Below are 14,447 nucleotides of genomic sequence, written 5' to 3'. Positions count from 1 at the left end.
ATTCTTGATCAATTTACAGTTCTAAAGCTTTACGACAAGCGTCATGTTTCTAGAGCTAAATGAGGGGGCTTACTATTTTTACTGCGGCTCAATGGTTGCAGGGGGTTTGCTTGATACAACATAGCTTACCCACGCCACATCTTCAACCTCGTTTGTGATTCTATTGCTTATCTTCTCAAGTATCTCAGAAGGTAGTCTAGTCCAGTCTGCAGTCATTGCATCAATCGAGTCCACTATACGAACAAGAACAACATGCCCATATTTTCGCTCATCGCCCACAACGCCGACTGCTCTATCATCTCCCACTGCAGCAAAAGCTTGCCATACCTTGTCATAATAGCCTGCAGCTAAAAGCTCGTCTTCCACAATCTTGCTTGCCTGTTTGGATATCTGTAATTTTTCTGGTGTGACTTCATTCATTATTCGGACAGCAAGACCTGGGCCTGGGAAGGGATGACGGTTCAAAAGCTTGTCTGGAACACCGAGGATTTTTCCTACTTTTCTTACCTCATCTTTGTACAGAAATCTTAATGGCTCAAGTATCTTCATGTCAAGCCAAGAAGGAAGTCCTCCAACATTGTGGTGGGTCTTAATCACTGCAGCAGGTCCTTTTGATACTCCGCTTTCGATCACATCAGGATAAAGTGTCCCCTGAGCTAACCACTTGAATGGACCACTCTTCTCTGCAAATTCGGTAAATATCTTGACAAATTCTTCACCCACTATCTTTCGTTTCTGTTCAGGATCTGTTACTCCCTTTAATCTCAAAAGAAATCTTTCCTTTGCATTAATTGCAGTAAAGTTCATTCCAAAATTATTCTTGAATATGTCCTCGACTTCTTTTTCTTCATTTAATCGAAGAAGACCATTGTCTACAAAGACACACTTTAGCCTGTTCCTATTGCCTTTTGAATCAAGAGTGCAGCTACTGTGGAATCCACTCCTCCACTGATACCACACAATACATTTCCATCAATCTTTGAAATTTCTGAAACGGTGCTATCAATAAAGTTCTCAAGTGTCCAGTCTTGTTTTGCCTTGCATATGTTTAGAACAAAATTCCTGAGAACCTGCACACCATTTTCAGTGTGCACTACCTCTGGATGGAATTGTATTCCGTAGATAAGCTTCTGTCTGTTGGCAATTGCGGCTGCAAAAGAGCTCTCGGTATGGCCTATGACCTCAAATCCCTTTGGCAGACTTTCTGCTGCATCGCCATGGCTCATCCATGCTCTTGTAGACGAACCAATTCCAGACAATAGATCTGAGCTGTTATCTATCTTCAGAGTAGATGAACCATATTCTTTGTTTGCCTGCTTTACCTTGCCTCCAAAATTATTTACAATCAATTGGTGCCCATAACAAATTCCAAGAACTGGAAGACCAATCTCAAATATTCCAGACGAGGGTTGAGGTGAGTCTTTGCTGTACACACTAGCAGGTCCCCCGCTGAAAACAACTCCCTTTTGGATTCATCTTCTTTAGTTCATCAAGTGAGATGTTGTATGGTACCAGTTCAGCATATACTGAAAATTCGCGAATTCGTCTGCAGATTAGATGACTATACTGTGAACCAAAATCCAGAACTACTATCTTGTCCATAGATTCACTTTCTTGAGTTTTCCATCATTCGTGAGAATGACCATGTTGCGGTATTGATAATCTCGTCTGCTCTCTCTTTTTGTCGATAATTTTTAATTAGAATCTCTCTGATTCTGTTCCCGTCCTTGTTTATCATGTAGCTTATGGCAGAACCTTGTGGGATCTTGCCACTTTTAACATCCGAACTATCTTGGTTCTCCATGTTGCCAATTATTCTTCCCAAGAAAAATGACTTGAATGGTTGTGTCTCAACGTCAAGTGATACGTCTTCTGATGGTATAATTACAAGCTCATCTGGCGTGACATGTGCATTTGCTATTACTTGATTGTCAGGAGCTTTCATTGGAATTACGTCAGCTGTTTCTTGCATCGACTGCTGGTTTGACGTTCTAGCTGGAGGTGGTGATGATGTAAGATGTGATGCCTTGCTAAAACTTGACTGTTTTACCAGCGAATCTAAAATTCGAAGATTTTGTGTTAATCGTTCCATCTCTTTTTTGCGTTTGTCTATCTCATCTGAGATCCATTCTCGCAACTCCAAGATATCGCGAACCTCTTCCTCAGAATGATAATCCATATCTTGTCTATTGTCAAATGGATAATAAATATTAAAACAAACTCTATTCTCTGACTAACTCTTGAAGATCTCTAAATGAAATCTCTTGGAATCCCTTTACAGGCTCTGAAGTGGTATAGAGTTCACGTCTGTCCTTTGACGCATAGCCACTCCAAAAGAGATCTTGCTTTTCTGAGTTTTTGCAGTTTTACTACCCTGTTGTATCTTCCATCCTTAGAATAAGCCCCTACAGTGTCTCCAAAATCCATGCCAAACAAGATAATTCTTTTTGCTCCAAAATGTCTGGCAAGAAAGACACATCTATCACCATCTGTGAATCCGCCAAAGTTTTTGATCTTATCAAACGGTTTTCCTTCTGTTGTACCTATGCATCTTCTAAACATGGAAGCAATGGGGAGTGTTCCAATGTTATCTCCGATGAGAATGAACCACCATTATGGCATTCATTTTAGAAGCTTTTTTGAGATAATCTAAATTCCCATCTAGGTCGGTTACTACTATGTCAGGTTTAATTCCGTTCTCGATTAAAGCTCTTGTAGCACCGTCCGCTACAATTTTTGTTGCCTTTTTGAACTTCTTAATGGATGGAATAGATGAAGAAAGTGATGGTCCAGCCCCAATAATGAATACCACTTTGTTTTTTATCTTACGATCTAACTTATTCAAAGGAAATCTAGTCTTAACAAATAGGTTTAGGAGATTGGCTGCATGTGTGTCATCTTTTCTGTCAAAATCAAATTCATGCAAAATCTCTCTGTACTTTTGTTCCCATCCATCTAGCTTCATGTAAGTCTAAATGTACATGAGCTAATCATAAACCATATGAACAAACTTGGCCCTGTACCTGTGGGAAATTCAAATCCAACAAGAATAATGGGCATAATTAATACCAGTCCAGAATCGTTTTACAAAAAATCCGTACACACAGAACCAAAAGAGATTGCTAAAATTGCAAAACAAATGGAAGAAGATGGTGCAAATTTTATTGACATAGGAGGCATGTCTACTGCGCCATACCTGAAGACGCTGGTGCCAGAAAAGACCGAGATTGACAGGATCACAAAGGCAATTTCTGCTGTACAAAAGGTATCCAAATTACCAGTATCGATAGACACTTGCAGAGCAAATGTTGCCAAGAAAGCCTTTGAACTAGGTGTTGAAATTCTAAATGATGTTACAGGATTACAATATGACCAGAACATGACTGGAATACTGGAAGAATACAGTCCGTCCGTTATAGTCTGTGCTTTTAGCAAGCAACCAATAACTGGAAATCAAATAACACATACAAGAAATTTACTTGCAAAAAGCATATCGATCGCAAAAAAATCTGGAATATTAAAAAATAAAATTGTAGTAGACCCAGCAATAGGATTTTTTAGAAAAAATGCAAAGGGAGTATTGTTCACTAAAATAAATTCCGATTGGCTCCAAAGAGACATTGACATTATTCGAAATCTCTCATCGATCAAACTTGGATATCCTATGCTTGTTTCTGTTTCAAGAAAATCATTCATAGGATATCTGTTGAATGAGAACGATCCTGACAAGAGACTTTATGGATCTCTTGCAGCAGAAGCCATCGCAGTTCTAAATGGAGCAAACATTATCAGAACTCATAATGTTAAAGCAACTTGTGATGTAATAGAAATTACAAAAAATCTGTATGATCCAAGAAAGGCTTATAACAGATTGTAAATCTAATCAAGAAGGTTTCATTGGATATAAGGGAAGGATTAACTTTCGACGATGTACTCCTTGTTCCCAAACACTCCAATATCACTACTAGATCTCAAACTAATTTACAAACAAAACTTTCACGAAATATTTCACTCAACATTCCCATCATCAGTGCCAACATGGACACAGTAACCGAATCCCCAATGGCAGTAGCAATGGCAAGAGAGGGTGGCATAGGAATAATCCACAGATTTCTTACGATATCTGAACAAGTAACCGAAGTACTCAAGGTCAAGCGTTCCGGTAGTATACTAATTGAGAACCCATACACCATAGGGCCCAATCAAACTGTTAGGGAAGCAATTGAATACATGCGAGAAAAAGGAGTCTCAGGCCTACTCGTAACAGATCCTCAAGGCACGCTGGTAGGAATATTGACAAGAAGAGATATTGTAATGTTGGAACCGGCAGACGAGAAAAAACAAGTAAAAGAAGTGATGACAAGAGATGTAATCGCTGCTAGATCAGGAGTGGGTGTACAGGAAGCCAAAGATCTCCTAAGAAAAAACTGTATAGAAAAACTACCGCTTCTAGATGAGCGAGGAAATGTAAAGGGATTGATAACAAGTAAGGATATCATAAATGCTGGAAATTATCCTCACGCCTCTAAGGATAAGAAGGGGAGGCCCTTGGTAGGGGCAGCAGTAGGAGTTAAGGGAGATTTTATGGAAAGAACCGAAGCACTACTTGATGCTGGTACAGATGTGATTGTAGTCGATATTGCTCATGGTCATAGTGATAATGCACTCAATACTATAAGATTAATCAAGAAAGCATTTCCAAACTGTGAACTCATCGCAGGAAATGTTGCAACAGCTTGCGGAGCTGAAGATCTTATAAAAGCAGGCGTAGACGCAATAAAAGTTGGGGTAGGCTCTGGCTCAATCTGTATTACCCGAGTAATTACTGGTTCTGGTGTACCGCAACTCACAGCTGTGGTAGACTGTGCACAAATAGGGAAAAAATACGATGTTCCAATAATTTCAGATGGCGGAGTTAGAAATTCAGGTGACGCAACAAAGGCATTGGCGGCAGGGGCATCTACTGTGATGGTAGGAAGTCTGCTGGGCGGAACCGATGAAAGCCCAGGTTCGTATGTAATGAAAAATGGTAAGCGATACAAGATCTATAGGGGAATGGCCTCCTTTTATGCTGCACTTGGTAGAAAGACAAAGGAAACAGGTACAGCAGCTATGAGCGAAGATCTTAACGATTACGTAGCTGAGGGAGTTGAAGCAATGGTTCCATACAAGGGAACTGTTGTGGATATAGTAAAACAACTTACTGGTGGCATACGATCAGGTCTAAGCTATTGTGGTGCAAATACAATACCACAAATGCAACAAAATGCAGAATTTATAAAAATGTCAACTGCGGGTTATGCAGAAAGTCAACCTCATGACGTAGAATTGATGTAGTTCACTTTTAAATATGGTATTGCATTTAGTTTTGGTTAGTGCTAACAAAAAGAACTGCAATTGGAATTTGTATAGGAGCGCTTGGAATTGTGTTGGGATCTTTCTTCTTGATAGAGTCCATCATATCAAATGTCAATACAGTAGACGACACTGTTGATATTGCAAAAAGTGATGTGTTTCAATTTAATGCACAGAAACATTTTCATGAGTTACTTAATGTCACCGGAAGTTCTTTTCATGTAACATTACAGACGCCATCTAATGGATTGCAAGTAGACAAAGATTTCCAAAACCAGGTAAGCTTTGATTGGGTCAGTCTTCAGGATGGGAAACATTTTATCAACATAACAAATACGGGCAATTCTGTCTTGCATGTTACTGGACAGTTACAAGCTCTTCAGAATCCATTAATCTTCATGTCTCATCTAATTGTAATATCCTCAGGAATTCTAATAGTTGGAATTAGTGCTGCATTTTCAGTTAGAAAACCTCGAGGTTTTTAATCAAGCTCGGCTCTTGGATAAGAGCCGAGAATCTTTAGAAATACTGTATTTGGTTTGATTTTTTCAAGGGCATCTTGTATGTTTCTATCGTTTTGATTCCCCTCGAAATCAACATAAAAGTTGTATTCCCACAACTGTGGCTTTTGTGGGACGAGATTCAATTTTTGTAAGATTTATCTTGTTCATGTGGAATTTTTCAAGCACGTTATAGAGCGCACCTGGAACATGCTTTATTGAAAAAATTATGGATGTCTTGTCATTTGACGTTCTTTCTTGTTTTCTATTTGAAAGAACTAAGAATCTGGTATAATTGTTAGCGTTGTCTTCTATTCCTTCCTTTATGATGGGGGCTTTGTAGATTTCAGCCGCTCTTTTACTTGCTATGCATGATATGTTATCCTTTTTTAGCTCTAGCAAAATCTTGACACTTCCAGCTGTATCATAAGTAGGTATGGCTTTGAGATGATGATCCTGGATGAATTTTCTGCATTGCCCTAGTGCTTGTGGATGAGAATAGACCGTATCGATTTTTCCAAGATCTTGAAATCCAATAAGGCAATGCTTTATTCTATGATAAATCTCTCCTGTGGCATTAAGCTTGGTAGTCAATAACAAGTCATTGCTTTCTCCTACTATGCCTTCAAGAGAGTTTTCAACAGGTAGTACTGCATAGTCTGATTTGCCATTCTCTGTAGATTCTAGAACTTCGTGAAACGTAGGATATGGAATTGTTTCAATCAAATCTTTGAAAAAGGTCATGGCAGCAGCTTCACTATAAGCACCATGTTCTCCTTGAAATGCTACTTTGAGCATATTCTTAGTTGGAACCGAATTTTATAAAATCGCCGTTTCCGAATTTGGTTGACAGTTTTCTCTCTTCTATGTATCCACAATCAACACATTTTACATTGCTGCCAAGCGGTACTATGTTGCCAGCACATTTGTTGCATATGGAGAACAATACTCCAAGTTCTGGTTCTCCAATTGTGGCATGAATCACGCCATTTAGCAAATTGATTACCTTGGCCATTACTATGTCGCTTACTCTCACAAGAATTCTCTTCTTTGCGCCTCTTGCTTGGCAAATAACCTCAAGACCTGAGTGATTAGGCTTGCCATTTATGTACAATATGTTTATTGCAAACATGTTATTCATCAATGCCGATATATTTCCAACTATGACATCGCCTTTTCTTGGTACTCCTGGTGTTTTACTCTCATTAATTTTGGCTACCCGATTTGTTTTATCAAATTCTGGCATGCCTACAACTGACGACCTTATAGAATGCCCATCATCAAATGTATTTTGACCTGTCTCAAATTCCTCAATTATTGCAATTTTATCTCCTGGAAGAGCTTCTTTACTAGACAATAACATGAATTAGAGTTTCGATGATTATAATTGTTTATGCAGCGAAACTAAATCTTTTACATGTGAATTGTATCTAAAGCCAATGGGGAACCTGAAGAAAACCATCTATGTTTTCCTTTTTCAGTATCTTGATCAATGCATTGGCCTGAGGAGTAGATAAGACTGGCTTGTGAAAATGATTATCAGTTGAAATTCTTGGGCAAGCTACTTGTATGAAGGAATCTATTCCCTTCAAATTACGAAGCTTATCATCTGTTATGTCGGTTAAAGCAAAGAGCTGAACCTTTTTTCCAAGACTTTCCAACTCTTTTTTGAATTTGAGAGCAGTAATTTTTGAGAACTGGCCCTCCTTTAAACCGACAATAATTCCAAATGATTCTGATTCAGCTGCTTTGTATACCGAAAGTATAGCCTTTTTCTGAAGTGTCTGAGCAAACTCGGTGACTTCTCTTATCTCATTAAAATATGGATCAAGAACATATGTAGGTCTGTCTGTAGATAATGCAATTCCAGATGCATGAAAATTACTTTGGCCTAAGAATATGTTGGCATCTACATTATGCCTTGTCTCCATTACGGGATAAAACTCGCATCCAAAGACCTGTCCGTCATTTAATTGGCCTTTTCCTTTTCCTATCATGACTTTAACTCCGCCTTCCTCGAGTATGCTTTTTACTTTGTCTACTTCATGTAGGTGCTGACTATCTGTAACTAATGACACCGTTTTTCCTTTAAACTCCTCAACACATTTTTTTGCTATATTTTCAAATGAAATATTGTCAAATGCATCTACTAGAACTACACTGTCTCCAAAACTAGTGGAATTTATGGTATGACCTATGTGGAAGAGAATCTCTGCACCCAGCACCTTTGCCCCATTTGTATTCATATCACATGTTCCAAAACAACTATCTGCAAGCACATAAGCTGGAATGCCACAAACTTGCATTATCTTGGCTGCGGTATCTTGTATTTTTGGCAAAATTCCATCTGGTCCATTCAAAGCTACTGATACCGGTTTTCTTATCTGAATTTCATCAAAGATCTTCTTTTCATCTATTACTATCAATCGTTATCTGAGATTATTTTTTTAATTTAAATCAAACGAATACACGCACAATATTTAATATCGTAGATCTTCAAGAGCAACTAATGTCTATAGCGTTTGTATTGCTCAATGCAGAATTAGGGGCCGAAGGTGAATTGCTCAATCAGGTCAAGTCCATTGAACATGTCAAGTATGTGTATGTTCTTTATGGTGCATATGATCTAGTAGTTAAGATAGAGGCTCCAGATAGTGAGACGCTAAAAAAGACTATCTCAGGCCAAATAAGACAACTCAAAAATGTGCGTTCAACTCTTACTATGACAGTTATAGAATGAAACAAAGCATACTTCATGTTGGTTTTGACGATACTGATTCCAGAAATGGAATGTGTACCACATTTCTTGCCTATAAAATTGTGGAACATCTTAGAAGAGAAAAAGTCAAATTTCTGGATTATCCATATCTGATTAGATTCAATCCAAACATTCCATGGAAGACTCGGGGTAATGGTGCAGTAGCACTAAAAATCCAAACCAAGACGCCTCATTTAATCAAGAAAAGCATAATCAATTTTATAAAAAAATACTCTGCTATACAAGAGGGAGCAAATCCAGGACTTGTTTTTTACGAAAATAATGAGATTCCAAAAGAATTTTCTGATTTTGGCAAGATGGCACTATGCACTCTTGTAAACAGAAAAAAGGCAAAGGAATTTGCAATACAAAATAACATTGAGACATTCCATTTGGGAAATGGTCAGGGGACTGGATAGGTGCAATAGGTGCCATCGGTTATGATTTTCGTGATTACACCTTTGAGTTGATTTCATATAGGCATAAATCAAATTTTGGAAAGAAGCGACTGATCTTCAAAGATAGTGTAAAGAAAATGCAAGAAATGACTTTTCCAAAAACATTCAACAACTATGACACCTCTAAAAACCGTACTCTCATAGCTCCTCATGGTCCTGATCCTGTCTTTTTTGGAGTACGTGGTGAAGACGTACAGACGGTTGTTAGAGGTGCATCTCTTGTAAAATCGTCGGAAAAGTTCTCTGGATATATGGTTTTTCGTTCAAATCAGGGAACAGGTGATCATTTACAAAATGAATTAGATCTTAACAATCTTAGGCCATTTTCTTCAGGTTATATGGTTGGTCATGTAGCTGAAACGCCTAAAATTATAGTGGGAGGTCACGTAATGTTTTCAATCTTAAAATCTGGTAAAAAGGCAAACTGCGCAGTCTATAAACCGACAGGTCTTACAGGTATTGCATCAAGTTTAATCAAAGGAGATCTGATAAGAATTGGTGGAGGCATAAGAAAAGCCTCGAAAACCCATGATAGAATACTTAATGTGGAATTCATAGATGTTATCAAACTTGAAAAAAACTCAGTATTGGTGAATCCCTACTGTGGCAGATGTATGAAACATATGAAATCAAGAGGAAAAGGCCAAGGCTACAAATGTGAAAAATGTGGTAAAACATCGCAAAATAAAATACTCAAGAAAGTTCCACGCAAGATAAAAGACCAACTATACCTGCCTGTTCCATCAGCTCACAGACATCTAACAAGACCACTGCAAAGAATTTCTAAATTCAATACAAAAATTGAATTTGATGATTCCAAAGAATGGTTTTGTAATTCTATCTGAGTTTTTTTGAAGGATAGCGGGGAGTAGATTTGAACTACTGACTTGCGGGTTTCTCATCTAGATTGATTATGAGCCCGCCGGGATGACTTAGCCCAAAGTCTGGCTTCCCCACCCCGCTAAGTAAAAAGAAGTTTCAGGGTGATATATACGCTTTATCTGATTTTAGAATACATGTTTCTGTCGGATAGTGAACGTAAATGGCAAAAATTTTCCGACAAACTCCGATCTTGATTTTTTTGATCGACCTTTTTTTTCAAACCAGATGGTGGATAAATGAAAAGAAAAAACAAGAGACTGTACGGCAAGCGTGCAACAAAAGAACAGATCATGAAAGAAGTCGTACGCCTTCTTCTTGGGACTGGACACGATGATCCCCTTACAGTAACAGATACGGCAACAACACTGGGTTACGCAAGAGATACCATTTACCAATACATTGCAATGGCAGTCAAGGGCGGTCTGCTCAAATGTATCCATGGCAAGCTGGCAATTCCAACCAACCAAAGAACAAACATCATAGCTTTCAAAAGATTCAACAAGATACATCCAATCATACAAGATCCTCTTGTGGCAGAATGGAAGCAAGACATGCTTACACGAAAGCAGGGCACGCCAATTTCCACATGGCAGACCAGAATACGTCAAATGGAATCAGTCTGCAACACATGCAAGATAGAGCCAAAGGATCTTCTGGTATCACAAAAACAGACAGAGAAAGTTCTCAAAAACTATACACAGATGTATCTTGAAGGCAGGGTAGAAAGGGACTCACGCGGAATGAAAGCACCTATTGATATCAAAAATATCGTATATCAGAGAGCACAGGCAATGAGGGATTTTTGCGGATTTCATGGAATTACATGGAGGCGCGGCACAAAGGGCATCATGTCACAATCTGTGCCAAACCATGGCAAGTATGCAGATGTGAGATTAACTGATGCCGAACTTGATGAAGCTGACAGGTTCATCCGGGAAAGGTGGGGTATTGACTCTGACGTATACCGGTGGTTCTGGATTGGAATTGAATCCTGTGCAAGATTCAATGCATTGTATTTTATGAAATTAGAGTATACAAAGCACACAAGCAGGAAGGAAAGACAACCTATACCATGACTGCATACGAGTCCAAGACGCGGCACATCAAGGGCGGCAAGTGGGATAAAGTATATCACAAGACCTGATACGCAAAAATCAATCGACCTGCTAAAAGCAAGGGGCTGTACAAGAATCTATGAATCAAAGTCATACCAGTTAAAGTTTAGACAGCAGATGAGGGAAGATCTGAATGAGGTCTACAGGCACCTTGGCAAGATTGATTACTTTGAGGGGCACACCACGCATGTGTTGAGGCACATAGGTGCCCACTACTGGCTTGCAAAAAAGAACTACAACTATGGTCTTGTTGCAATGATTGGCGGATGGAATACCATAGACGAGCTGAGGAAAAGCTATGGCGAGATTCCTCCCGAGAAGGTGCTTGAGATGATAGAAGATGATAGCAACACTGGCAAGATTACGCTTTTACACTAGATTGAATCAAACCTTTGAGTTTAATCAAACGTTTCACATCAGACACAAAATGGAGAATCCGTGTGAAACACTTACAGACTTTGATAATTTTTGCACGACCTTCAGGATGTTAGATTTTAGAGAAACGTTGCATAACAGGCACGAAATGAAATCCTTATGGAACATTTACAGACTTGTGATTTTTCCAGTACAATCTTTGAATTAGAAGTTCAAATTCACTTGATCCCATTTTGTGTGAGGGGTATACGTTGGGCGTTAAGATTTTGCACTAAAGGGGAGAAAGACACATTCCCAGATATTATTAAATGAAAAGAGCATAATCGTTGCAATGGATAGAGTTTTCATATCATAAACCATAGTTTGAATTACCAGAACCGAAAAAGCCGTATCTACCAACATAATCTTGGTCTTCTATTCCTTCTATTTTGTATGAAGTTACATTCTCAAGAACTACAACTTCATGAGTATCAGGCCCATTTCTAACTAGAAATGCAACAAGTACATAGTTAAGTTTCAAATTAGTACAATGTCTAGCATTATATGATATTGAATCCCCTATTTCTTGTGATTCTATTGTGAAACCTTTTGTTTTTGCAAGAAATTCGGGGTCATTTTTTGCCAACAAATAAGCTTGATGTTTGTCTATTTGATTTTCTAACATCCATCTTTCTAATTTGAGAAGTGTTGTACATGCAGGTGTCGGCGCTGTTGCCATATGTGGGTTTACTGGTGCTTCTAAAGCGATTTGAAATAGTAAAACTGATACCGCAATAATTCCAGATCCTGTTAGTATTGAAAGATACAGAGTTTTCATTTTCTAATTATTTGTAACCTGTACCGTATACAATATTAAAAATAGTATTCTTGCCTGAAAACACTGAAACAAAATGTGTTTGTTTAGTAGGATAATCGGGCACATAAATTGTGTAATTGCCAGCTGGAAGTTGTATTGAATAATTTCCGTTAACATCAGAAAGAGTTTTTCCTACAATTGTAGTACCATCAGTTACATACACATCTACTTCATAGTTTGCTTGCGGACCTCCAGCTAAAACCACATTGCCAGAAAGCGTTCCATTCATTTTCTGATATGTATAGTCAGTTGATAGTACAGTAAATGTTCCCCATCCTCTCTCAATCAATTTCTGTGCGGTATCCGGTTTTACACATGCAGGAGAGCTATCTTCCGACTTTAATACTAGGGTGAATCCGCCTGCACATTTGACATCTTCTGCCTTGATTCCTGACTTGAATTGTTGAAGGGGGGAAGGAGTTTCAGGTATGGGTATGGGGGGTCCTGAGCTATCTGAATTCACATCACGAATCTGAAACTGGAGTGATTTTGATACTGTCTGTTCTGCACTTGTTTGAAAAGGGTCTTTCTGAATTAAACTGTGGTATGAAAATGTCACGGTAATAGTTGCAGTTCCTGATTCTGTTGCTACATAATTGGTAGTATAATCACTAGTTCCCGTGATGCTTTTTCCAGGATCTAGTAATGGAGACCAACCTACCCCCGCACAGAAGATACTTTCTGGTTATTTTCAACATGATTATCAAGTGTTATGGTGAAAAGCTCTGCCTGCGTGTCTTGGGCAGAGCATTTACCGCCGTCAACAAATATTGGAAATGTGGAATTGTTGACAAGTGTTGCAGATACGGTGAATGCCTCACCAACTTTTACAGTGGATGGCGTCACTTGTATGTCTTGTATGTATACATCATTTGAATTATCAGCACGGGCTTCAGTGGTTTGTAAATCCAATGATGTGATAGGTATCATAGATACAAAGTCTGATCTCCAATTTGCTACGTACACTGTCTTTGTGATATCATTGATTGCAATTGAGGTTGGAAGGGCTCCAACTGGTATTGTATCAATCAACGTGTTTGTCTTGCCAGAGATTACAGATATCGAATTTGAGGCATAGTTTGCCACATAGATTATGTTGTCTGATGAATCAATTGCAATGTTTTGAGCGCCTGAACCAATAGGGAATTTTTGCCACTACGTTGTTTGTCTGGCCATCTATGACTGATAACTTGTTGGAAGAGCTGTTGAAATTATTTGCAACATAGATCATGTTTGTATCCGGGTTTACTGCTACAACAGTTGGAAAGAGTTCTACTGGAATGGTATCTACCACCATGTCTGTCTTGGCAGATACGGCAGAGACCGTATAATCTCCATTATTTGCAGTGTACAGCATGTGTGTCTTGGGGTTGAATACCACATTTGTGGGATCACGGACCTACAGGTATGGCATCCATCCACCTTGTTTGTCGTGCCTGATATCACATCTATAGCGCCGTCAGGCCCGGTGCAGGTTACATAAATCGTATTTCCAGTCTGGTCCATGGCAAAAGTAGACTCTGCCCCAGAAATATTGCAAACAGGTATTGTGAGCTACAACATTGTTTGTTTTTCCATCTATTACAGAGATGATGTTTCGAGTCTTCACTTGCAATGTAAATTGTATTGGTTCCGGTATTGATCAGTATGTCACGCGGAAACCCTCCCTACCTGCACCGTATCTACCACCATTGTTTGTCAAACCAGATATTACTGATACCGAGTGTCGAGTTTGTATTGGTTACGTATATCATGTTTGTAACAGGATTGACTGCAACAAGCGCAGGATCTTTTCCTACTTTTATTTCAGAGATTGTCTTGTTTGTTTTTCCAGAGATTACCGATACTGAATCAACATAAGAGGTGTGAACTGCGTATATCATATTGGTAACAGGATTGACTGTAACGCTGATTGGGGCAAATGTTACCGGAATATCAATACGCTTGCTAGAGTTCTGAACTGGCCCCGGACCCAATGATATTGGTCCTTCGTCTGCAAAAGCAATTCCCATGTTTGCAGCTATCACAGATGATAAAATTACAATAACTGCAAGATGAAGAGTTTTCATTTGTTGGAGGCGGTTACGTGAAGTGGTGGATGCATCCTCGGTTCAGTCATTTCAGTACTCTGCACAATAGAAATTCACG

The 14,447-nt window shown here is 38.8% G+C and carries 18 protein-coding genes, 1 tRNA gene and 2 pseudogenes; 8 read left to right on the top strand and 13 right to left on the bottom strand.

The features are described 5' to 3' along the window. Positions 1-78: 78 nt before the first annotated feature. From guaA to DYY67_RS11730, 4 genes and pseudogenes are all read right to left on the bottom strand, one after another. Positions 79-1,602 (bottom strand): annotated as a pseudogene (gene guaA / locus DYY67_RS10035) (glutamine-hydrolyzing GMP synthase). A 4-nt stretch (positions 1,603-1,606) separates the two neighbouring features. Further along, complete coding sequence (locus DYY67_RS10030) at positions 1,607-2,179, bottom strand: hypothetical protein (protein ID WP_166392719.1); 573 nt, start codon at positions 2,177-2,179, stop codon at positions 1,607-1,609. Between the two features lie 122 nt (positions 2,180-2,301). After that, positions 2,302-2,562 carry a 6-hydroxymethylpterin diphosphokinase MptE-like protein gene (locus DYY67_RS11735; RefSeq protein ID WP_320416053.1) on the bottom strand — a complete coding sequence of 87 codons (261 nt, stop codon included), beginning with the start codon at positions 2,560-2,562 and terminating at the stop codon, positions 2,302-2,304. Between the two features lie 25 nt (positions 2,563-2,587). After that, positions 2,588-2,965: a 6-hydroxymethylpterin diphosphokinase MptE-like protein gene (locus DYY67_RS11730; protein WP_320416052.1), complete on the bottom strand. Its 378-nt coding sequence runs from the start codon at positions 2,963-2,965 to the stop codon at positions 2,588-2,590. A 36-nt stretch (positions 2,966-3,001) separates the two neighbouring features. Here DYY67_RS11730 and folP point away from each other — a divergent pair, with 36 nt between their 5' ends. Genes folP through DYY67_RS10010 form a run of 3 tightly spaced genes read left to right on the top strand, consistent with a single transcriptional unit; the run spans position 3,002 to position 5,840 of the window. Then, positions 3,002-3,877 carry a dihydropteroate synthase gene (gene folP, locus DYY67_RS10020; RefSeq protein WP_166392718.1) on the top strand — a complete coding sequence of 292 codons (876 nt, stop codon included), beginning with the start codon at positions 3,002-3,004 and terminating at the stop codon, positions 3,875-3,877. Between the two features lie 20 nt (positions 3,878-3,897). Continuing rightward, the gene (guaB, locus tag DYY67_RS10015; protein WP_166392717.1) at positions 3,898-5,337 is read left to right on the top strand and encodes an IMP dehydrogenase; all 1,440 of its coding nucleotides are present in this window, start codon (positions 3,898-3,900) and stop codon (positions 5,335-5,337) included. 38 nt (positions 5,338-5,375) lie between these two features. Continuing rightward, on the top strand, positions 5,376-5,840 hold the full coding sequence (locus DYY67_RS10010) for a hypothetical protein (protein ID WP_166392716.1): 465 nt from the start codon (positions 5,376-5,378) through the stop codon (positions 5,838-5,840). On the opposite strand, the pseudogene pheA reads toward DYY67_RS10010, so the two are convergent. From pheA to dph2, 3 genes and pseudogenes are all read right to left on the bottom strand, one after another. Beyond that, positions 5,837-6,653 (bottom strand): annotated as a pseudogene (gene pheA, locus DYY67_RS10005) (prephenate dehydratase). The gene DYY67_RS10010 and the pseudogene pheA overlap by 4 nt on opposite strands. 4 nt (positions 6,654-6,657) lie before the next feature. Beyond that, positions 6,658-7,212, bottom strand: a complete 555-nt coding sequence (locus DYY67_RS10000) for an exosome complex RNA-binding protein Csl4 (RefSeq protein WP_166392715.1) — start codon at positions 7,210-7,212, stop codon at positions 6,658-6,660. Positions 7,213-7,285: 73 nt separating this feature from the next. Beyond that, on the bottom strand, positions 7,286-8,281 hold the full coding sequence (gene dph2, locus DYY67_RS09995; protein ID WP_166392714.1) for a diphthamide biosynthesis enzyme Dph2: 996 nt from the start codon (positions 8,279-8,281) through the stop codon (positions 7,286-7,288). Between the two features lie 83 nt (positions 8,282-8,364). Here dph2 and DYY67_RS09990 point away from each other — a divergent pair, with 83 nt between their 5' ends. The 3 genes from DYY67_RS09990 to DYY67_RS11270 are packed head-to-tail and all read left to right on the top strand — an operon-like array spanning position 8,365 to position 9,916. After that, positions 8,365-8,595 (top strand): Lrp/AsnC ligand binding domain-containing protein, encoded by a 231-nt coding sequence (locus DYY67_RS09990; protein WP_166392713.1) that lies wholly within the window; start codon positions 8,365-8,367, stop codon positions 8,593-8,595. After that, entirely contained in the window at positions 8,592-9,032 is a 441-nt protein-coding gene (locus tag DYY67_RS11275) for a tRNA(Ile)(2)-agmatinylcytidine synthase (protein WP_255493133.1), read from the top strand. Before DYY67_RS09990 ends, DYY67_RS11275 begins: the two co-directional genes overlap by 4 nt. 47 nt (positions 9,033-9,079) lie before the next feature. Continuing rightward, positions 9,080-9,916, top strand: a complete 837-nt coding sequence (locus DYY67_RS11270; RefSeq protein WP_255493132.1) for a TiaS agmantine-binding domain-containing protein — start codon at positions 9,080-9,082, stop codon at positions 9,914-9,916. Positions 9,917-9,930: 14 nt separating this feature from the next. Here DYY67_RS11270 and DYY67_RS09980 read toward each other — a convergent pair. Beyond that, positions 9,931-10,034 (bottom strand) — tRNA-Met (locus DYY67_RS09980). A 155-nt stretch (positions 10,035-10,189) separates the two neighbouring features. Here DYY67_RS09980 and DYY67_RS09975 point away from each other — a divergent pair. Further along, on the top strand, positions 10,190-11,029 hold the full coding sequence (locus tag DYY67_RS09975) for a hypothetical protein (protein WP_255493131.1): 840 nt from the start codon (positions 10,190-10,192) through the stop codon (positions 11,027-11,029). 156 nt (positions 11,030-11,185) lie between these two features. Continuing rightward, complete coding sequence (locus DYY67_RS11265) at positions 11,186-11,446, top strand: hypothetical protein (protein WP_255493130.1); 261 nt, start codon at positions 11,186-11,188, stop codon at positions 11,444-11,446. Between the two features lie 346 nt (positions 11,447-11,792). Here the strand turns inward: DYY67_RS11265 and DYY67_RS09970 are convergent, their stop codons facing one another. The 5 genes from DYY67_RS09970 to DYY67_RS09950 form a co-directional block, all read right to left on the bottom strand. Continuing rightward, on the bottom strand, positions 11,793-12,260 hold the full coding sequence (locus DYY67_RS09970) for a hypothetical protein (protein WP_166392712.1): 468 nt from the start codon (positions 12,258-12,260) through the stop codon (positions 11,793-11,795). A gap of 7 nt (positions 12,261-12,267) precedes the next feature. After that, the gene (locus tag DYY67_RS09965; RefSeq protein WP_166392711.1) at positions 12,268-12,858 is read right to left on the bottom strand and encodes a carboxypeptidase-like regulatory domain-containing protein; all 591 of its coding nucleotides are present in this window, start codon (positions 12,856-12,858) and stop codon (positions 12,268-12,270) included. A 98-nt stretch (positions 12,859-12,956) separates the two neighbouring features. Next, the gene (locus tag DYY67_RS09960) at positions 12,957-13,391 is read right to left on the bottom strand and encodes a YncE family protein (protein ID WP_320416054.1); all 435 of its coding nucleotides are present in this window, start codon (positions 13,389-13,391) and stop codon (positions 12,957-12,959) included. A gap of 16 nt (positions 13,392-13,407) precedes the next feature. Beyond that, complete coding sequence (locus DYY67_RS09955; protein WP_166392709.1) at positions 13,408-13,656, bottom strand: YncE family protein; 249 nt, start codon at positions 13,654-13,656, stop codon at positions 13,408-13,410. A 325-nt stretch (positions 13,657-13,981) separates the two neighbouring features. Next, positions 13,982-14,368: a YncE family protein gene (locus DYY67_RS09950; protein ID WP_166392708.1), complete on the bottom strand. Its 387-nt coding sequence runs from the start codon at positions 14,366-14,368 to the stop codon at positions 13,982-13,984. Positions 14,369-14,447: the final 79 nt, after the last annotated feature.

This window comes from Candidatus Nitrosotalea sp. TS (assembly GCF_011319465.1).
Taxonomy (GTDB): domain Archaea; phylum Thermoproteota; class Nitrososphaeria; order Nitrososphaerales; family Nitrosopumilaceae; genus Nitrosotalea.
Note: the sequence above shows the minus strand (reverse complement) of the source record. Positions and strands in the feature narration are given on the sequence as shown.